Consider the following 19,560-nt stretch of genomic DNA (forward strand, 5'->3'; position numbering starts at 1 on the left):
GCCTTTTTCATAGGAGTGAGAATATGGAATGGATGACATTAGAGAACGGTATCCGGATCATCGTCGAACCAATCGAAGGTTCGCTTAGTACTTCGACCGGGGTATTCATAAAAGCAGGGACACGTACAGAAACATTTGAGAACATCGGCATCAGTCATTTGATTGAACATATGTTATTTAAGGGAACTGCAACGAAAAGCGCAAAAGAGATTGCTTCCTTTTTCGATGAGCTCGGTGGAAGTGTCAACGCCTTTACCTCGAAGGACCATACGTGCTTTTACGTGAAAACGCTCGATGAACATGCGGTCATGGCGCTCGACGTACTGACAGATATGTTGTTTGAGTCGGTACTCGATGAGACAGAACTAGAAAAAGAGAAACGTGTTGTCGTGGAAGAAATCAAAATGTATGAGGATACGCCAGAAGACCTCGTACATGAATTATTGGCCGTTGCGGCGTATCGTGACGATATCCTCGCTCAACCGATTCTAGGGACGGAGGAGAGTGTCAACCGATTGACACGCGACCAGCTCGTCGACTATTTAAAAGAACGATATGTGGCTGAAGAAATCGTTGTCTCCATCGCAGGACATGTCTCTGAAGATTTGGTGGAGGAAGTCAAACAAAGGTTTGCCCACATCCCTTCTAGGGAATCGTCGAAAGAAATCAATCAACCGGAACTGTTCCATGACACATTGACGAAACATAAGGAAACGGAACAAGCGCATCTCTGCTGGAACTACGAAGCGATTCCGGCGACGGACGATCGATTGCCTCATTTGGCATTGATGAACAACGCAATCGGCGCGACGATGTCTTCGCGTTTGTTCCAGTCCATCCGTGAAGAAGAGGGCTTGGCTTATTCCATTTACTCCTATTACACGACGTTTTCCGATCACGGTACGTTTACCATATACGTCGGTACGTCGCCGGATACGTTGGAACAAGTCGAAGTCATCCTAGAGAGAGAGATGAAGCGACTTGTCGCCGACGGTTTGACTGCTGAGGAAGTAGACAAAGGCAAGCGACAATTGAAAGGGTCGATCGCTCTTGGGAATGAAAGTTCGAGTGCCCGTATGAACCGGAACGGACGGAACTTGCTACTTCTCGATGAAGTCGAGCCGATAGAACAAGTGATTGCGAAAGTAGAACGGATTGAACGCGATGAGGTCAATGCATTGATTCGTGAGGTGTTGAGCCATCGCCCAGCGAAGTCATACGTCCTCCCAAACGAAGCGTGACTTGAAACCGAATTGTAAGTTCTCTACACTGATTAAGAGGTATTCTTTAGTTTGGATAGGATACAGGTGAAAGAAGGGAAAGACTTGAACTTAACGGATTTAGTGAAGACGATACAATTAATTAATCAACCAAATCTAGAAGGCATCGTCGTGACGCATGTGACGACGGACTCGCGAGAAGTTGTGCCGGGAACGCTGTTTGTCGCCATCAAAGGCTATACGGTGGATGGGCATGAATATGCGGCGCAAGCGGTAGAGCGAGGCGCGGTGGCAGTCGTTAGCGAACGACCGCTCGACCTGTCAGTGCCAAACCTGATTGTGCGAGATAGCTCGCGTTCAATTGGGTTATTGGCTTCGGCCTTTTATGCATATCCTTCGGAACAGATGCGACTATTCGGAATTACGGGGACGAATGGAAAAACGACGACGACGACGATTTTACGTGACGTCCTCGATGTTCTCGGTCATTCGACAGGATTGATTGGGACCGTCGAGGTACGGATCAACGACAAAATCGTCCCGAGTAAAAATACGACGCCTCAAAGTTCGGAACTTCAACAGTTGTTGGCGCAAATGCGCGACGAAGGCGTGACAGATGTGATGATGGAAGTGTCGTCACACGGTCTCGAGCTCGGACGTGTCATCGGAACGGATTTCGACATCGTTGGATTCACGAACTTGACGCACGATCATCTAGATTTTCATGGGACGTTTGAAAACTATGCACGCGCAAAAGGGTTATTGTTTGCTCAACTTGGTCAAATGGCCTCGCGTGGGAAGGTAGCTGTTTTGAACGCGGATGATGCACAAACGCCTCTTTATGAGATGATGACAGGTGCGAAAGTATTAACTTATGGGATTGATACGCAAGCAGACTTGATGGCAACGGACATTGAACAGACGTTGTCTCAGACTAGCTTTACGTTAAATTACCAAGGTACGAAACTTCCGGTGACGGTTCAGTTCATCGGTCGTTTCAACGTGTACAATTTGTTGCTTGCGACCGGGTGTCTTCTCGCTGCAGGGTATTCATTAGATCGCATCGCTAAAGCGCTTGAAGTGATTCATCCTGCTAAGGGGCGGATGCAACGCTTGGATGTTCCAGGTTATAACGTATATGCCGATTATGCCCATACACCCGATGGCATCGAACAATGTTTAAAATCACTCGTCGGTGTACCGAAAGAGAAGATCGTCTTTTTAATCGGTACCGGCGGAAACCGTGACGTGACGAAACGTCCGGCGATGGGAGAGATGGCGTCGACCTACGCTGGTACGGTCATCGTCACAACGGACGACCCGCGCTTTGAAGCGTATGAGTCCATCACAAAAGGGATTGCGTCCGGAATGACCCATGACAACTTTGTTGAGATTGGAGATCGTGAAGAAGCGGTTCGATACGCAGCGACCTTGGCCAAACCGGATAATATTATCGTGTTGGCTGGAAAAGGGCACGAGAAGTATCAAATTATCGGAAATGAAAAAATGCCGCTCGACGAAGAGGCGATTGTTCGAGCGACCATTTTGAATACGGAGGAAGCTTGATTTATGGCAGTACAACCAATTACGTTGACAAGAACAGAACATGATGAATTCGTCAAGACACATGATCGTGGCGACCTCTTACAACTGTCTAGTTGGGGAGATGTGAAGCGACAGAATGGATGGACATCAGAACGTGTCGCAGTAGGACGCGATGGGGTGACGACTGGTGCGGCATTGCTGTTATTCAAGCGCGTCCCGAAACTCCCATACACATTGTGCTATGCGCCACGAGGGTTTGTCGTTGATTATGACGACTTGGCATCGTTACAGGAACTTGTGAATGAAGCGAAGCGTGTTGCGACAGCACAGAAAGCCATCGTGATTAAAATTGATCCGAACATCGACCGTGATGAGTTACCAGGCCTATTGACTGAAATGGATGTCCTAGGGTTCACACATAAAGGGTACGGTGGTGGCTTTGACTACGCTCAACCTCGGTTCACCATGGAAACGGATTTACGACCAAGTGAAAAAGAGATTTTTGCGAAGTTTCATCATAAGTTCCGTTACAATGTTCGCTTAGCGGAGAAAAAAGGGATTGTTTGTTCAGAAGTTGGTCGTGACGGGCTCAAAACATTTGCCGATTTGATGAAAGTGACAGGCGAGCGTGATGGCTTTGCCATTCGAGGGCTTGATTATTTTGAGAATCTATATGACTGTCTCCAACCGGGGGATGCTCGTCTATTTTTGACAAAACTTGAACCTAAAATTGCGCTTGAGCAACAGCAAGCAACGCTTGAGAAAGCAAAAAAAGAGTTGGAGAAAATTGAACGTGGGCTAGAAAAGGAGACGATTGAAAAGAAACGAACGAGTCTTTTAAATCGTAAAGAGCAGACAGAGGCCCAAATTCAAAAAGCAGAACAGGCCTTGCCTGAACTCGTCGAACTCGATCAGACTTATCCGAACGGTTTAGTGTTGTCTGGCGGACTGCTGACGCTCGCCGGACGACGCTCGTACTACTTATACGGAGCCTCATCGAATGAGTTCCGCGAATTTATGCCGAACCATTTGATGCAGTGGACGATGATGAAAGCTGCAAAAGAAAGCGGAGCCGAGCGTTATGATTTCGGAGGAGTTTCTGGAAGCACGGAACCGGATGATGAATATGCGGGTCTGTACGCGTTCAAGTCCGGATGGGGCAGTGACATGATTGAAAAAGTTGGAGAATTTGACCTCGTATTAAACCGTCCTTTGTACATGGCGCTTGAAAAAGGATTGCCCATCCTTAAAGGTTTGCGTAAACGGTTTAGAAGATGAGATGGACAGGCGTGTTATCACTTGCGATGGTCGCCTTTCTAATCGGTATTACACTCGCTTACTTTTATATGCGGCCCGGGCCCGTACCATGGGTGGATGAACCGACGTTTGAAGCGGATATGTGTGTTCGTGATGTCGAAGCGGAAAACGCGATCTTGGCAAAGACGAAGATTGAATTTGATCAGTTGCATCCAGAGGTTGTCAATCGAGGTGTTTCATTTGTACGATTGGCCCATTCATGCTTGGACTTAGAAGTGCGACTCACATCAGGATATCGTTCGGCCAAAGAGCAAAATGCCCTGTACGCCCAAGGAAGGTCTAAACCTGGACAAGTCGTGACGAATGCGAAAGCGGGACAAAGCTACCACAACTACGGGCTAGCCGTCGATTTCGTCATCATCCATAACAACAAAGCGGATTATGATTTAAACGCTGACCGTAATCGCAATGATGTACCAGACTGGCAAGAGCTCGGTGAGTTGGGGAAAGCCCTCGGTTTTGAATGGGGAGGCGATTGGAACTCATTTCCTGATTATCCTCACCTTCAAATGGACTTCGGTTTATCACTTCGACAGCTGAATGCAGGGAAACGTCCCGACCAAGATGCGACCATGCCGCTTGCCGATACACTAAAACCTCTACTAGATTGAACGGAAATGTTGGCAATGAAGCCGTTTTCCGCTACAATATTCAGTAGCGATAAGGGACGAAACAGAATATGAAACAATTAGGAGGTTTTTGTTAGTGTCAAAAAAGAAGACAGAGAATATTAGCGTCTTTGCGCTTGGAGGCGTAGGCGAAATCGGGAAGAACATGTACGTCGTGGAGCTAGACGACGACATCTTCGTCATCGATGCCGGTCTCATGTTTCCAGGCGATGAGATGCTCGGGATTGATATCGTCATCCCAGACATCACGTATTTAAAAGAAAATAAAGATCGCGTACGAGCGATTTTCATCACGCATGGTCACGAAGACCATATCGGTGGACTCAGCTACGTCTTACGTGACTTGAAACATGTTCCTGTGTACGGAACGAAATTAACGCTCGGGTTAATTGAATTGAAATTAAAAGAGGCCGGTTTGTTGAAAGAAGTCGACCTTCGTATGATTGATGCCAAAACGAAATTGACTATCGCTGATCATCTCATCACGTTTTTCCGCGTCAATCACTCGATTCCCGACTGTGTCGGCGTCTGTATTCAAACGTCTCAAGGTGCGATCGTCCATACCGGAGATTTCAAGTTTGATTACACGCCTGTCGATGGTAAACAATCCGACTTCAATAAGTTAGCGGCAATCGGACAACGTGGTGTTCTTGCGCTCCTTTCGGATTCGACAAATGCTGAGCGACCGGGTCAAACCGGCTCTGAGTCGATTGTTGGAGCAGAATTGAACGATGTGATCTATCAAGCCGAAGGTCGTGTCATCGTGGCATCGTTCGCATCGAACGTGCATCGCCTCCAGCAAGTATTTGCGGCGGCGGAAGCGAATGATCGTAAAGTCGCGGTCGTGGGTCGTAGTATGGTCAACATCGTCGAAGTCGCGCAGAAGTTGAACTACTTACGCTTCAAGGCGAAGACACTCGTTGAATTGTCGCAAGTGAACCGTCTTCCGGACAACAAAGTCGTCATTTTAACGACTGGCTCACAAGGGGAACCGATGGCGGCATTGACACGTATGGCTCGTAACGCCCATAAACAAGTCAACATTCGTTTGAACGACACGGTCGTCATCGCAGCGACACCGATTCCAGGAAATGAGAAGTCGGTTTCAAAAACGATTGACCTTCTGTTCCGTTCTGGGGCGAACGTCATTTACAATCAACGTAAAGTTCACGTATCTGGACATGGTTCGGCTGAAGAATTGAAACTGATGCTCAACCTCGTCAAACCGAAATACTTCTTACCGATTCACGGTGAATATCGAATGCAAATGGCGCACTCGAAACTTGCAGAGCAAGTAGGTGTTAAGCCAAACAACATCTTTATCGTGGAAAAAGGAGATGTCGTTGAATTTACCGGTCGTAAGGCACGCATGAGCCGGAAAGTTCCTGCCGGTAACGTGTTGATTGACGGAATCGGTGTTGGTGACGTTGGAAACATCGTTCTTCGCGACCGTCGCTTGTTGTCACAAGATGGGGTCGTCCTTTGCGTCGTCACGTTGAACCGGAAACAGAAGAAATTGATTTCAGGACCTGAACTCATTTCACGCGGGTTCGTGTATATGCGTGAATCCGAAGAGATGATTTCAGAGGCTAACCGTATTGTCACGAAACAGATTGAGAAGAGTCTGCAAGCTGGCAGTGATTGGACCGAGTTGAAATCAAATATCCGCGAGCGACTAAGCGTCTTCTTGTTTGAACAGACGAAGCGTCGTCCGATGATCTTGCCGATCATCATGGAGATTTAATGATATGTGAGTGAGGCAAAAGTCATCTGACTTTTGCCTTCTTTTTTTAGGAGGAACTGAAGTGGCTCAAAAAACAAGAAAAACTCCCGTGAAGCGAAAGCGACCGGCAACGCGAAATACGAGAAAACGGAAATCACAACCGATTGCGCCACGTACATATGGATGGGGGTTATTTATTCTCGCCATCGTCGCATTCGTATTTGCCTCATTTGACTTAGGCTGGATCGGTCAACAGTTATCGATACTTTCTGATTACATATTTGGAGGATGGGGTGCGCTGACCTATTTGATGACAGCCATCCTATTATGGATTTTCCTCAATCCGATGAGGCCGATGCAACGAGCAGGACTACTCGCGATGTTCATCTCATTTTTATTGTTTGGTGACTTACTTTGGGGAGAGGAGCGCGGTGGCATCAATGGTGCCATCTATGAGTTGAATCAGTACTTGTTCTCAGACTTCGGAATCGTTTTTGTCGGTGTCGTTTGTTTAATTGTCGGTGTCTCCCTTTATATACCCACGATATGGGGGACGCTATATAAACGTATGCAAGAATCCGTCATCGCTATAAAAAATGAGTGGCAATCGCGACCGAAATCCGAGAAAAAGGTTACGTCGACTCAATCGAAAAAGACGGCCAAAACCCCTAAATCGACCGAATCAAAAGCAGAACCTGTATCAGAAGCGGAGTCGGATATGGATGCGGTAACGATGCATGACATTCCGATCGTTGGCTTTAGCGAAAAAGTGGTTGCGGAGAAGCGTGCTGTTGAAACAGAAACAATCGAGTCCGTTGATTCGGAAGGAGATACTTCGATTTCGACTGAAGAGATGATGATGACGGCAGCTCAAAATGTTTCAGACACATATGAACTACCACCGTTCTCAAATTTGAAAGAACCAGTCATTACGGATTTATCTGGCGAAAATGCACGTCTAAAAGAAAATGCATCAAAGCTGGTAAAAACCCTTAAATCATTCGGTGTCGGTGTAAAAGTGTTAAAAATTCACCTCGGACCCACCGTCACAAAATATGAATTACAACCGGATATCGGTGTGAAGGTCAGTCGCATCACTTCGCTAAGTGACGATTTGGCACTTGCACTCGCTGCAAAAGATATTCGGATTGAAGCACCGATTCCCGGGAAAGCAGCAATCGGAATCGAGGTACCAAACCAAGAAGTAGCGCCTGTATGTCTACGTGAAGTACTTGAAGCCGATCCGGTCAAACAAGATGATTCCAAACTGCTCGTCGCCCTCGGTCGCAGTATCAGTGGAGAAACGGTCGGGATTTCGCTCAATAAAATGCCTCACTTGCTTGTGGCGGGATCGACAGGGTCAGGAAAATCCGTCTGTATCAACGGCATGATCGTCTCCCTCTTGATGCGTTCTCGACCAGATGAGGTCCGACTCATGATGATTGACCCGAAAATGGTCGAGTTAAATGTGTACAACGGGGTACCGCATTTATTGACCCCTGTCGTCACGGATCCTAAAAAAGCAGCGCAGGCACTGAAACAAGTCGTTGCCGAGATGGAGAGACGGTATGAGTTGTTCAGTCGATACGGCGTTCGAAACATTGAAGGATACAATGAACTCGTCGATCAATCCGACGACGAGGATGCAAAACGGCTACCGTTTATCGTCGTCATCGTGGATGAGTTGGCAGATTTGATGATGGTCGCATCAAATGACGTAGAGGATGCAATCATGCGTCTCGCACAAATGGCACGAGCTGCAGGTATTCACATGGTTCTTGCTACACAACGTCCGTCTGTCGACGTCATCACCGGTGTCATCAAAGCGAATATTCCGTCACGAATCGCATTCGCCGTCTCATCGCAAACGGATTCACGAACGATTCTCGACGGTGGAGGGGCGGAGAAACTGCTCGGTCGAGGAGATATGCTGATGCTTGCGAACGGAATGAACAAACCGGTCCGGGTCCAAGGAGCGTTTGTATCTGACCAGGAAGTCGAAACAGTCGTCAACCATGTCATTGCCCAACAACGTGCGCAATATGTGGAGGCGATGATGCCAAAAGAAGAAGAAGTAACAACAATCGACTCTGATGATTCATTGTTCGGAGAAGTCGTACAATTCATCATGACACAAGAAACGGCATCGACATCGATGATTCAACGGAGATTCCGAATTGGTTATAATCGGGCGGCACGTTTGATTGACTCCCTTGAGGAAGCGGGATACGTTGGTCCATCAGAAGGCTCGAAACCGAGGAAAGTGCTCATTCAAGATCAAGAAGGATAATTGAAAAAAGCGAACGATTATATATCGATATATATAATCGTTCGCTTTTTATTTACTTTTAAAGATTGTGGTAATATTCGCTCTAATCTGAGAGGTTCGCTATAATATAAATGTAATATAGCACATATGACCTATATATCAAATTGGTACATACAATTAAAAAGTGCTGAAACGCTTACATTTTTTAATAACGTTTACATTTTACAAAAGTTTTTCAATTGCGGTTAGAAAGGGTAAAATGGACTCAGAGGTACGGTTCAAGCGAAAAACAAAAAATATTTCCTTGATTCCGAACAAAAACTATTGCGTTCTAATTCTTGAATCCCTATACTTAATATTGGCAAGGACATTCATACGTCAGATGTCTGAGCACTGGTAAGTAAATTAAAGGTGGTGAGGCCAATGTCGATTAAGCTCGATCATCGATTGCTCTACCTCCGAGTGATTGAGAAAATTAAGCAAGATATCGACGCTGGTGTCTATCGTGAAGGTGAGAAATTGCCTTCAGAATTCGAACTGTCGAAGCAACTCGGAGTTAGTCGAGCGACGCTTCGCGAAGCACTCCGAATTCTAGAAGACGAGAAATTTGTCGTGCGAAAACATGGTGTGGGAACATTCATTAGTTCTAAACCGCCATTCACTTCAGGGATTGAAGAGTTGTTCAGTGTCACTGATATGATCACACGAGCGAAAATGACACCGGGAACGAAAGTATTGGTGGCCGAGAAAGTGTTGGCAACAGAGAGAGAAGCCGAGCGTCTCAAGATTGAGCCGAACTCACCGATTTATCGAATTGTACGAATTCGATATGCGGATGACACACCGGTCGTCTATTGTGTCGACAAAGTGCCGGCCCATCTTGTCTCGAACCCTGAGGCGTTGACTGAAGGGAAGTCTCTATTTGATTCTCTCGAACAAGAGGTAGGACGTCGAGTCGCATATGCGATTACGCACATCGAACCGAGTGTCAGCTCTGAAATTTCGTCACAACTTCAAACGGATCAACCGTTACTTGCTTTAAAACAATTGCATTATGATGAGAGTGATTTACCATTACTCGATTCGGCCAACTTTTTCCGCGCTGATCGATTCGACTTCCACGTCGTACGTAAACGAGTTTAAACGAGCAGTTTTTGAACGGAAGAGTTATTTTTGGGGAATAGCGTGAAAGCGCTTTCTTATACCGGTGTAAAGACTACTGATAACATGACAACAAATTTTGTTATGAACCGAAAGGGGAAACACGACGATGATGAACAAAAAGAAAACGATTCTCTCAGCTTTAGCAGCAGGACTCACACTCTCTACAGTACTCGCAGCATGCGGTGGCGATGACAACGAAAGCTCATCTTCAAACGGTGATGGCGGCAAAGGCGGCGACTTCAAAGTTGCAATGGTTACGGACACAGGCGGTGTTGATGATAAGTCATTCAACCAATCTGCTTGGGAAGGTCTCAAAAAGTTTGGTGAAGACAACAGCTTGACTGAAAACGAAGGATTCAAATACCTTCAATCAGCAAAACAAGCAGACTATCAGCCAAACTTGCAACAATTGGCTCGTGACAACTTCAACTTGATCTACGGAATCGGCTTCTTGATGGCTGAAGACGTTCAAAAAGTTGCAGAACAATTCCCAGATAGCAACTTCGCAATCGTAGATATGGTTGTGGATGCACCTAACGTTGCTTCAATCACGTTCAAAGAGCAAGAAGGTTCATTCCTCGTTGGTGTCATTGCCGGTCTCTCGACAAAAACAGATAAAGTTGGTTTCGTAGGTGGAGTTGAATCTGACTTGATCAAAAAATTCGAGAACGGATTTAAAGCAGGTGTCATGGCTGTAAACCCAGAAGCGACAATCGACGTGAAATACGCTGAAGACTTCAACTCAGCTGAAAAAGGTACAGCGATTGCTTCAGGAATGTACGGTTCAGGATCTGACATCATCTATCACGCAGCTGGTGGTACGGGTGTAGGGGTATTCACAGAAGCGAAAAACCGTAAGAAGAACGGTGAAGAAGTATGGGTAATCGGGGTTGACCGTGACCAATACGAAGAAGGTCTCCCAGAAGATGTAGCCCTTACTTCAATGGTTAAACGTGTTGATACGGCTACTTACGATGTTTCGAAACAAGCAATGGACGGCAAGTTCCCTGCTGGTGAAATCATCGAGTTCGGTTTGAAAGATGACGGTGTCGGAATCGCTGAAACATCTGACAAGCACGTTTCGAAAGAAATCCTCGACAAAGTTGAAGAATACCGTCAGCAGTTGGTTGATGGTGAGCTCACTGCACCAGCAACAGATGCTGAGTTCGAAGAGTTCATGAAAAACGTAAAATAATTCATTGAGTTAGGGGGAGACCCATGTGGTCTCCCTTTACTTAAAGTTAGGGGTGAACTTTCTTGGAATATGTAATTGAAATGCTAAATATTCGCAAAGAGTTCGGTACGTTCGTTGCGAACGACAATATCACACTCCAATTGCGCAAAGGTGAAATCCATGCGCTGTTAGGAGAAAACGGAGCCGGGAAATCGACGCTCATGAACGTGTTATTCGGTCTTTACCAGCCTGAGGGTGGAGAGATTCGCGTACACGGGAAGAAAGTAGATATTGAAAATCCGAATATCGCCAACGATCTCGGAATCGGGATGGTCCACCAACACTTTATGTTGGTTGAAAAATTTACAGTCACGGAGAACATCATCCTTGGTCTTGAACCGAAAAGTGGGATGACGATCGATCGTGATACAGCTCGTAAAAAGGTCATGGAAATTTCAGAACAATACGGGTTGAAAATCGATCCTGATGCAAAAATCGAAGACATTTCAGTCGGTATGCAACAGCGTGTAGAAATCTTGAAGACGCTCTATCGTGGAGCGGATATTTTGATTTTTGATGAACCAACGGCAGTGTTGACACCACAAGAGATTCAAGAACTTATCCAAATTATGAAACGTCTGATTGCTGAAGGTAAGTCAATCATCTTGATTACACACAAGCTGAAGGAAATCATGCAAGTTGCCGATCGTTGTACGGTCATTCGCCGCGGTCGTTATATCGGCACGGTCGAAGTGGACGAGACGGTCAATGAAGACAGCTTAGCTGAAATGATGGTTGGTCGTGAAGTAAACTTTGACGCGGAGTATTCGAAAGCGGATCCGCAACAAGTCGTTCTTGACGTTCAAAACCTCGTCGTTAAAGACAGCCGTGGATTAAGCGTGGTCGAAGGGTTAGATCTACAGATTCGTGCAGGAGAAGTATTGGGGATTGCCGGAATCGATGGAAATGGTCAAACCGAGTTGATTGAGGCGATTACCGGACTTAAAAAACCGGAATCAGGTAAAGTAATGTTGAATGGTCAAGATGTTACGGGCCATACGCCGCGTAAGATGACAGAGGCTGGTATTGGACACATTCCGCAAGACCGTCATAAGCACGGGCTTGTACTCGACTATTCAATCCGCGACAACATGGTTCTTCAAACGTATTACAAAGAACCGTTCTCAAAACGGGGCTTGATGAATTATAAAGCGGTTGCAGAGAAGGCGAAGGCATTGATTGAGAAGTTTGACGTCCGAACTCCATCGATCGATGTTCCAGCACGCGCCCTATCAGGTGGTAACCAACAAAAAGCCATTATCGCCCGTGAAGTCGATCGGTCACCAGACTTACTCATCGCCGCTCAACCGACGCGTGGTCTCGATGTTGGTGCGATTGAATTTATTCACGAGCAACTCATTAAAGAGCGTGAAAAAGGACGTGCTGTCCTCCTCATTTCATTCGAACTTGATGAGATTTTACACGTATCCGACCGTATTGCTGTTCTCTATGAAGGAAAAATTGTAGGGATTCGTGATCCGAAAGAGACGACGGAACAAGAACTTGGCTTCTTGATGGCCGGCGGTCAGAGAGGGGACGAAACAGAATGAAAAAACTAAGTTTAAACCAACTTCTCATTCCACTCCTATCCATCATTTTAGGACTTCTCGTCGGAGCGATCGTCATGTTGATCGGTGGCTATGATCCGGTACAAGGATTCATCTCGTTGTTCGAGGGGATGTTTGGTAGTCCGTATGCGGTAGGGGAAACGTTACGAGCAGCGGCACCACTGATTTTCTCCGGTCTTGCGGTCGCATTTGCGTTCCGTACGGGACTCTTTAATATCGGGGTAGAAGGACAAGTATTGATTGGCTGGGTCGCGGCAGTTTATGTCGGAATTAACTTTGACTTGCCGATGTTCCTCCATTTGCCGCTTGCACTCCTCGCGGCGATGGTAGCAGCTGCAATTTGGGCGTTCGTTCCTGGTTTCTTAAAAGCGAAGTTCTACGTACATGAAGTCATCACGTCAATCATGATGAACTATATCGCTCTTTACACGACGAATGCCATTTTGCGTAATGTCATTGGTGTAACGAATGAGCGTACCGATTCAGTTAAAGAATCAGCATCTTTAGCATCACCATGGTTACAAGAATTGACAACGTATTCACGCTTGCACTGGGGTGTGTTAATCGCCGTCCTTGCTGCGATTGTGTATTACTATATTCTTCAACGGACGACGCTTGGATATGAGCTTCGTGCGGTTGGATTTAACAAACATGCGTCTCAATACGCAGGGATGAGTGTCAATCGAAACATCGTCTTGTCATTTGTCATCTCGGGAATGTTCGCTGGTCTTGCCGGTGCAATGGAAGGCCTTGGTACATTCGGTAGTATGACGCTCTCTGCATCGTTCACAGGTGTCGGATTCGACGGGATCGCCGTTGCCCTTCTCGGTGCGAACACTGCAATCGGTGTCGTGCTTGCCGCCATTCTCTTTGCAGGATTGAACATTGGTGGTTTGGCGATGCAATTAGGTGCGAACGTACCTTCTGAGCTCGTTAAAGTCATCATCGCAGCCATTGTTATCTTTGTGGCATCTGGTTATGCGATCAACTATGTTGTTGAGAAACTTAAAGGAAATCGTAAGAAAGGAGTGGAGAAAAAATGAGCTTCTTAGAAGTACTCTACATTGTCGTACCGGTTGCACTTGCCTATGCGACTCCACTCATTATCGCAGCGCTCGGTGGAATTTTCAGTGAACGGTCTGGTGTTGTCAACATCGCCCTTGAAGGAATCATGGTCATCGGTGCCGCGACAGGGATCATCACGACGCTCACTTTGACTGATTTAGGAGCGGGTGCGTTGAGTCCATGGATCGCGTTACTCGTCGCGATGGTGGTCGGCGCGTTGTTCTCACTCTTCTTGGCCGTTCCAGCCATCCTTTGGCGTGCGGACCAGACGGTACTCGGTGTCGCGATTAACATGCTTGCGATCGGTCTTGCTATCTTCGTCGTACGAGTTCTCTACAATAAGGGACAAACCGACTTTATCGAATATCGTATCGCGAAAGAGAACGTCCCGTTCTTATCGGACATTCCTGTACTCAAAATGTTCTTCATAAATGTTCAGTACACGTCGTTCGTCGCAATCGCTTTGGCGTTCGTCGTTTGGTTCGTCATCTTTAAGACGCCGTTTGGCCTTCGTCTCCGCTCGGTCGGTGAACATCCGATGGCAGCTGATACGATGGGAATCAACGTCACAAAAATGCGCTTCATGGGTGTCATGCTCTCTGGTGCCTTTGGTGGTCTTGCCGGAGCGGTCTATGCTGTAACAGTTACTACGAACTTCAGTGGGACGACGATCGTCGGTCAAGGATTCTTAGCCATTGCCGCAATGATTTTCGGTAAATGGAACCCGCTTGGAGCGCTCGGTGCCGGATTGTTCTTCGGATTCGCACAAGCCTTATCGATTATCGGAAGTAACTTGCCGGTCATCAATAACGTGCCGCAGCTTCTCCTCTTGATCGCGCCATATGCGCTCACAATCCTTGCACTCGCTGGACTCGTCGGTCGTGCGGATGCACCGAAGTCTGTCGGTATCCCATATATTAAAGGGAAACGGTAATTAGAAATAGGACATATGTCCATTATGTTCAGGTTGTTTGGCGCTTAAGCCAAACAACCTTTTTTGTTATACTTGGTGAGGGATGTCATAATCTATATAAAAGGAACCCCTCGACATGAAAAAAGACATATCAGTCAGTTGACCGATATGTCTTTCATTGATTATTCAAATTTTAATGCGTCGCCTTCGAATGATTCATCTGCCACTTTGATCGAATCTGTTGGGCAGCCTTCGAATGCATCCATCATGTCTTCATATAACTCATCAGGGATTTCAACAGTACCTGTGTTGTCGTCCATCAAGTTGAATGCAAGACCTTCATCATCGTAATCGTAAATATCTGGTGCAGCTGCGCCACAAGCTCCGCATGCGATGCATGTATCTTTATCAACGATTGTAAATTTTGCCATGATAATAACCCTCCAAACGGTTCGTTTCTCTTAAGAAGTCATTCTACTCACTATGAGTTATTGTAGTCTACATACCCAATTATTTCAATGAGGAAACGAATGTCTTTTTGGTAGGATAATGATTTATTTAAGGAAGTGACGATTTGGTTCATTTAGCGGATGGAGTACTATTGCTGGCCATCAAGCGTTTAAACGGAGAACGAAGTGAACGTAGCCTGTTTCATGTCTTGAACGGGAAACGATCAGCGACAACGTTACAGGACGCGTTCTTTTATGATTTAGAACCTGTTTTTGGACAGTTTCCGCAAACGACGTATATGTACGAGACAACATTGAAGACACTTGAAAAACGAGGATGGCTGGATCGGAAACGATTTCAACTGACGGAAGCAGGAGAGTTGATTTCATCACCTGAAGCAGTAGAAGATTTGTTCAACCGTCTCGGGGGACAACGACGGGATTACAATGCGACGACGTGGAAACGATTAAGTTTATTCGTCCAAACGTTCATGTCGAGAGAGCACGCTCGAACGTTTTATCCTGTACAAGCCGATCGACCGGCAGAGCAATGGGTCAAACAATTATTGAGACTTGATCGAGAATGGAAGCCGTTGATGCAGACGTTTCATCAAGAAATCGAACAGGCTCTCGAACGGATTGGCGATCCTTATGCGACGGCAGTCGTCTATCGATTTACTGGAGCGTTTGAAACTGGATTAACTTATGAACAAATTGCCGGATTGCTAGATGTCGATGCAGAAACGGCTCGGCTTTACTTCTTAGCAGGTTGGAATGAACTCTTGATCCAGTTGCCTGAAGATGCCAAACTTAGAGGGTTTACGTACGGTCTATCTTCGGATCAGATGACTTTTTCTGCGCATGAATCCTACGAATTATTTCTAAAAGGTTACTCGTTTCAACAAGTCCAAGCGACACGACGACTACGAACGAGTACGATTGAAGATCATGTTGTGGAATTAGCGATGTATTTAGATGTCTTCCCACTCGAGCAATTCGTCGCGATGGAAGACGTCGTGACGATCGAAAAGCTGAGACAGCCGACGAGTTGGGCACTGAAACCAATCTTTGAGGAGATGGGGAGTGTCAGTTACTTTCAAATACGCCTTGTCTTCGCAAGGCTGAAACGAGGTGAGACCTTTGTATGAATCAACACTGAAGCGAGTGTTTGGGTATGATTCATTCCGTCCGGGGCAACACGACATCATTCACGCTGCGGTAGAAGGGCAAGATGTGTTGGCAGTAATGCCGACAGGTGCAGGGAAATCGTTGACGTTTCAACTTCCTTCTTACATTAAGAACGCAGGACTGACGGTGATTGTCTCACCGCTACTGTCTTTGATTGAAGATCAGATGTTGCATATCAGAGAGCGTGGAGAACGAGGGGTCGCCCGTTTGACATCGATGGAGTCATCCGAAGAAAAGAATGAGATTATCAGTCAATTAAAGAAATATCGTTTTTTATACTTATCTCCAGAGCAATTGGCCGTCCCATATGTAACACGTGCACTTGCGAATGTGAACATTCAAATGCTCGTCATTGATGAAGCGCACTGCATCTCACAATGGGGCCATGAGTTTCGACCAGAGTATGCACGGTTAGGTGAATTGCGCAAACAGATCGGCAGTCCTCAATGCATGGCCGTCACGGCGACAGCCCCGGAAAGTGTGAAACAAGATATCATTGAAAAATTAGCGTTGTTTTCACCCGAGCAATTCGTTCATTCTGCCAATCGACCTGAAATTCGCTTAATCGTCGAACGATTAGAAAAAGAGAAAAAGCTTGAACGACTAAAAGAGTTGATGAAGGAAATTCCAAAACCAGCTGTCGTCTATACAGCGACACGCCGTGAAGCCGAAGCGCTAGCTTTCGAACTCGAGGACGCACTATTTTATCATGGTGGCATGTCGACAGAAGATCGCCGACTCGTTCAGTCGCAATTTTTACGAAATGAAGTTACTGTCATGGTGTGTACCAGTGCCTTTGGTATGGGAGTGAACAAAAATAATGTACGCTCGGTCGTTCACTATCAATTACCTGCCACGGTTGAAGCGTACATGCAAGAGATCGGACGAGCGGGACGTGACGGGCAACCCGCATTCGCGGTCCTTCTATATGCGGATGGAGACGAGCGCATCCAGCAATTTTTAATCGACGGACAGTACCCGAAAGACGAGGATATTCGATTGGCTTATTTTGAGCGCGAGAACGGAACCTCCTTACAACAGGTACAGCGTATGTTACGGATGAATGAGGAAGATCCGAAGTTCTTATTGTTGAAGCAATTATTATCTGAACGGTCGCTTCAAGAGACGCTTGACTGGGTAAAAGAAAGGAAACGAGATCGTTATCGACAGCTCGGACAGATGATGGATTATGCCCTCATCCGTACATGTCGACGTGATTATTTGCTTCGTTATTTTTCAGAGCCGACAATCGACCAAAAAGAATGTTGTGATGTGTGCGGTCCCGTTCATTTCCCAGATACTCCGACAATCGTTCGAAAAAATGTGACAGAATGGAAAATTCGGTTGACGCAAATCTTTTCCTTTGAATAATATCATAGTAAAATGATAAAAAAGGTAAAGGAGGGCATCCGTTGCGACATCGGAATCAGGCAGATTCTCTTCGTGATCAATTGGCGGACACGTTGCCATCTCGAGCTGAGAGGCAAGAGCACGAACGAAAGAGAAAATTGAATGATAACTGGATGAAGCGCCCATTGGCGATGACTTTAACGTTCGCCATGTTAGCGATTATTCTCATTTTCATATATATTGGGCGACACGCCATATTTTAAAGGAAGGTGCGGACAACGTTCGCGCCTTTTTTATATTCAAAAAGTACTCGATTGCACAATAAAAGGGGTAAACTCGTTTGAATGCGGATATACTTATATTATTAGAACGAGTAAGAGAGGAGGGCGGAGATGCCGAAATACTCCATCAAGACAGTCGCGACGTTGACCGGTGTCAATCCAACGACCATTCGGGCATGGGAACGCCGTTATCAATTTATCGTGCCGAGCCGAACCGAGTCTGGTCACCGCCTGTATTCAGATCAGGATGTCGAAAAAATCAAGTGGGTGGTCGATAAGCAGAAAGAGGGTTTGAGTGTCTCTCAGGCGATTCAGCAATTGCATCAGGCTCCGGAGCCTGAACCTACTTCCGCTAAACTGTATGATGAGGAATTAAAAGATGGGTTGCTCCAGGCGCTTCTCTCTTTTGATGAACGTACCGCTCATGACTTAATCAACCGTGCCTTTAATACGTTCAGCTTTGAAAAAGTGACGAAGGACATCATTGGACCGCTTTTGATGGATATCGGTACACGTTGGGAAGATGGGTCAATCACAATCGCGCACGAACATTTCGCCACGGCTTTTTTGCGGGCGCGTCTTTCCACGCTGTCGCTTCAGATGCCGATGAACCCTTTCTTGCCACGTGTCACATGTGTCTGTGCCCCGGGTGAAATGCATGAGATCGGACTGTTATTTGTCACCCTCTATTTACGTCAACACGGTTATGATGTCATTTTCCTCGGTGCAGGGTTTCCGAAAGAAGATCTGAGCAAAGCCCTTTATGATATCGATGCATCTTGTCTTATTTTTGCTTGTACATTGACCGATCACATTCCCGACCTAGAAGAGGCTATGGCATATATTCAAACTGAGCACCCTGGCTTAAAAATTGGGGCTGGTGGATATGCGGTTAGTTTAGAAAGGAATCGATTTAAGGATGCATTTCTTGGCGACACACCGGAAGAATGGACAAAATGGTTATCAACTATTTGACACGGGATGAAAACGGGAGTAGCTTATTATTAGGATTGACTATTCACTGGAGGTTTTCGATTGAGATTTGAAAAACAAACAAAAGAACATCTTCGTGTATATGTGACTGCGAATGAACTCTCGTTACGTGGAATCGCCATTGATACAATTGTGGGGGAAAATGGTCAACAGCTGTGGAAAGAATTGCTTGAAACAGCAGAAAGTGAATACGGATTCTCTCCGCAAGGAGCAGTTGATTTGAATGTGACGATGTTTCCTCGTGACGGACTTGTCATCGATGTTCAGAGAGGCGAAGCGATTGCCGAACTCGATATCGAACAGGTTGAGATTCGATTGACAATCGATGTGATTCATCACTTGATTTATCAGTTCGAGGACATTGAAGATGTAATCAATGCTTCGATTCGTCTATTCCCACATATACATGAAACTGAACAAGGCGGGACACTATATCATTACAACGGTCGGTACTATCTTCACTTCGTCGAGGTACTTCCTTCACAAGTGGAAGAACGACTTGCGGCAATCTTGTCTGAGTACGGGAAGACGACTACGGTCAGCCCGTACGTCATGATGGAATACGGTAAGACGATTCAAACTGAACAAGCCGTTAAAGAGCTGTACGATGCATTCGCATGAGTACGGCTTTTTTTTACTGTTCTGTTCCTAT

General features: G+C 46.1%; 17 protein-coding genes. 16 read left to right on the top strand and 1 reads right to left on the bottom strand.

Going from position 1 to position 19,560, the window contains the following annotated elements; genetic code table 11:
• Positions 1–23: 23 nt before the first annotated feature.
• The 11 genes from KNO66_RS02735 (at position 24) to KNO66_RS02785 (ending at position 14,668) form a co-directional block, all read left to right on the top strand.
• On the top strand, positions 24–1,241 hold the full coding sequence (locus KNO66_RS02735; RefSeq protein WP_214740182.1) for a M16 family metallopeptidase: 1,218 nt from the start codon (positions 24–26) through the stop codon (positions 1,239–1,241).
• Positions 1,242–1,307: 66 nt separating this feature from the next.
• Positions 1,308–2,786, top strand: a complete 1,479-nt coding sequence (locus KNO66_RS02740; RefSeq protein ID WP_214740184.1) for a UDP-N-acetylmuramoyl-L-alanyl-D-glutamate--2,6-diaminopimelate ligase — start codon at positions 1,308–1,310, stop codon at positions 2,784–2,786.
• A 3-nt stretch (positions 2,787–2,789) separates the two neighbouring features.
• Positions 2,790–4,043: a lipid II:glycine glycyltransferase FemX gene (locus KNO66_RS02745; protein WP_214740186.1), complete on the top strand. Its 1,254-nt coding sequence runs from the start codon at positions 2,790–2,792 to the stop codon at positions 4,041–4,043.
• Positions 4,040–4,693, top strand: coding sequence for a M15 family metallopeptidase (locus KNO66_RS02750; RefSeq protein ID WP_214740188.1), 654 nt, complete (start codon positions 4,040–4,042; stop codon positions 4,691–4,693). Before KNO66_RS02745 ends, KNO66_RS02750 begins: the two co-directional genes overlap by 4 nt.
• Before the next feature lie 94 nt (positions 4,694–4,787).
• Complete coding sequence (locus tag KNO66_RS02755) at positions 4,788–6,455, top strand: ribonuclease J (protein ID WP_214740190.1); 1,668 nt, start codon at positions 4,788–4,790, stop codon at positions 6,453–6,455.
• Between the two features lie 61 nt (positions 6,456–6,516).
• Complete coding sequence (locus KNO66_RS02760) at positions 6,517–8,724, top strand: DNA translocase FtsK (RefSeq protein WP_214740192.1); 2,208 nt, start codon at positions 6,517–6,519, stop codon at positions 8,722–8,724.
• 402 nt (positions 8,725–9,126) lie between these two features.
• The gene (locus tag KNO66_RS02765) at positions 9,127–9,846 is read left to right on the top strand and encodes a GntR family transcriptional regulator (protein WP_214740195.1); all 720 of its coding nucleotides are present in this window, start codon (positions 9,127–9,129) and stop codon (positions 9,844–9,846) included.
• Between the two features lie 130 nt (positions 9,847–9,976).
• On the top strand, positions 9,977–11,062 hold the full coding sequence (locus KNO66_RS02770; RefSeq protein WP_214742362.1) for a BMP family lipoprotein: 1,086 nt from the start codon (positions 9,977–9,979) through the stop codon (positions 11,060–11,062).
• Positions 11,063–11,124: 62 nt separating this feature from the next.
• Positions 11,125–12,651: an ABC transporter ATP-binding protein gene (locus tag KNO66_RS02775; protein ID WP_214740197.1), complete on the top strand. Its 1,527-nt coding sequence runs from the start codon at positions 11,125–11,127 to the stop codon at positions 12,649–12,651.
• Positions 12,648–13,712, top strand: a complete 1,065-nt coding sequence (locus KNO66_RS02780; protein ID WP_214740199.1) for an ABC transporter permease — start codon at positions 12,648–12,650, stop codon at positions 13,710–13,712. The genes KNO66_RS02775 and KNO66_RS02780 overlap by 4 nt, the downstream gene beginning before the upstream one ends.
• Positions 13,709–14,668 (top strand): ABC transporter permease, encoded by a 960-nt coding sequence (locus tag KNO66_RS02785; RefSeq protein ID WP_214740201.1) that lies wholly within the window; start codon positions 13,709–13,711, stop codon positions 14,666–14,668. Before KNO66_RS02780 ends, KNO66_RS02785 begins: the two co-directional genes overlap by 4 nt.
• A gap of 161 nt (positions 14,669–14,829) precedes the next feature.
• Here KNO66_RS02785 and KNO66_RS02790 read toward each other — a convergent pair whose 3' ends face one another.
• The gene (locus KNO66_RS02790) at positions 14,830–15,078 is read right to left on the bottom strand and encodes a ferredoxin (RefSeq protein ID WP_214740203.1); all 249 of its coding nucleotides are present in this window, start codon (positions 15,076–15,078) and stop codon (positions 14,830–14,832) included.
• A gap of 143 nt (positions 15,079–15,221) precedes the next feature.
• On the opposite strand from KNO66_RS02790, the gene KNO66_RS02795 reads away from it, so the two are divergent.
• The 5 genes from KNO66_RS02795 to KNO66_RS02815 all read left to right on the top strand — a co-directional run bounded on the left by KNO66_RS02795 (position 15,222) and on the right by KNO66_RS02815 (position 19,529).
• On the top strand, positions 15,222–16,244 hold the full coding sequence (locus KNO66_RS02795; RefSeq protein WP_214740205.1) for a YpbB family protein: 1,023 nt from the start codon (positions 15,222–15,224) through the stop codon (positions 16,242–16,244).
• A complete protein-coding gene (locus KNO66_RS02800; RefSeq protein ID WP_353048490.1) occupies positions 16,228–17,655 on the top strand; it encodes a RecQ family ATP-dependent DNA helicase in 1,428 nt (475 codons plus the stop codon). Before KNO66_RS02795 ends, KNO66_RS02800 begins: the two co-directional genes overlap by 17 nt.
• A gap of 41 nt (positions 17,656–17,696) precedes the next feature.
• Positions 17,697–17,897, top strand: coding sequence for a hypothetical protein (locus KNO66_RS02805; protein WP_214740209.1), 201 nt, complete (start codon positions 17,697–17,699; stop codon positions 17,895–17,897).
• A 129-nt stretch (positions 17,898–18,026) separates the two neighbouring features.
• On the top strand, positions 18,027–18,890 hold the full coding sequence (locus KNO66_RS02810; RefSeq protein ID WP_214740211.1) for a MerR family transcriptional regulator: 864 nt from the start codon (positions 18,027–18,029) through the stop codon (positions 18,888–18,890).
• Between the two features lie 60 nt (positions 18,891–18,950).
• Positions 18,951–19,529 (top strand): adaptor protein MecA, encoded by a 579-nt coding sequence (locus KNO66_RS02815; protein WP_214740219.1) that lies wholly within the window; start codon positions 18,951–18,953, stop codon positions 19,527–19,529.
• The last annotated feature ends 31 nt before the right edge of the window (positions 19,530–19,560 follow it).

Origin of the sequence: Exiguobacterium sp. s48 (genome assembly GCF_018617395.1) — a bacterium.
Classification (GTDB): Bacteria; Bacillota; Bacilli; order Exiguobacteriales; family Exiguobacteriaceae; genus Exiguobacterium.

What these genes read in the sequence shown, in the direction of transcription:
- KNO66_RS02735 (WP_214740182.1), top strand. Translation starts at nt 24, where the DNA reads ATGGAATGGATGACATTAGAGAACGGTATCCGGATCATCGTCGAACCA.
- KNO66_RS02785 (WP_214740201.1), top strand. Translation starts at nt 13,709, where the DNA reads ATGAGCTTCTTAGAAGTACTCTACATTGTCGTACCGGTTGCACTTGCC.
- KNO66_RS02750 (WP_214740188.1), top strand. Translation starts at nt 4,040, where the DNA reads ATGAGATGGACAGGCGTGTTATCACTTGCGATGGTCGCCTTTCTAATC.
- KNO66_RS02810 (WP_214740211.1), top strand. Translation starts at nt 18,027, where the DNA reads ATGCCGAAATACTCCATCAAGACAGTCGCGACGTTGACCGGTGTCAAT.
- KNO66_RS02745 (WP_214740186.1), top strand. Translation starts at nt 2,790, where the DNA reads ATGGCAGTACAACCAATTACGTTGACAAGAACAGAACATGATGAATTC.
- KNO66_RS02770 (WP_214742362.1), top strand. Translation starts at nt 9,977, where the DNA reads ATGAACAAAAAGAAAACGATTCTCTCAGCTTTAGCAGCAGGACTCACA.
- KNO66_RS02765 (WP_214740195.1), top strand. Translation starts at nt 9,127, where the DNA reads ATGTCGATTAAGCTCGATCATCGATTGCTCTACCTCCGAGTGATTGAG.
- KNO66_RS02780 (WP_214740199.1), top strand. Translation starts at nt 12,648, where the DNA reads ATGAAAAAACTAAGTTTAAACCAACTTCTCATTCCACTCCTATCCATC.
- KNO66_RS02790 (WP_214740203.1), bottom strand. Translation starts at nt 15,078, where the DNA reads ATGGCAAAATTTACAATCGTTGATAAAGATACATGCATCGCATGCGGA.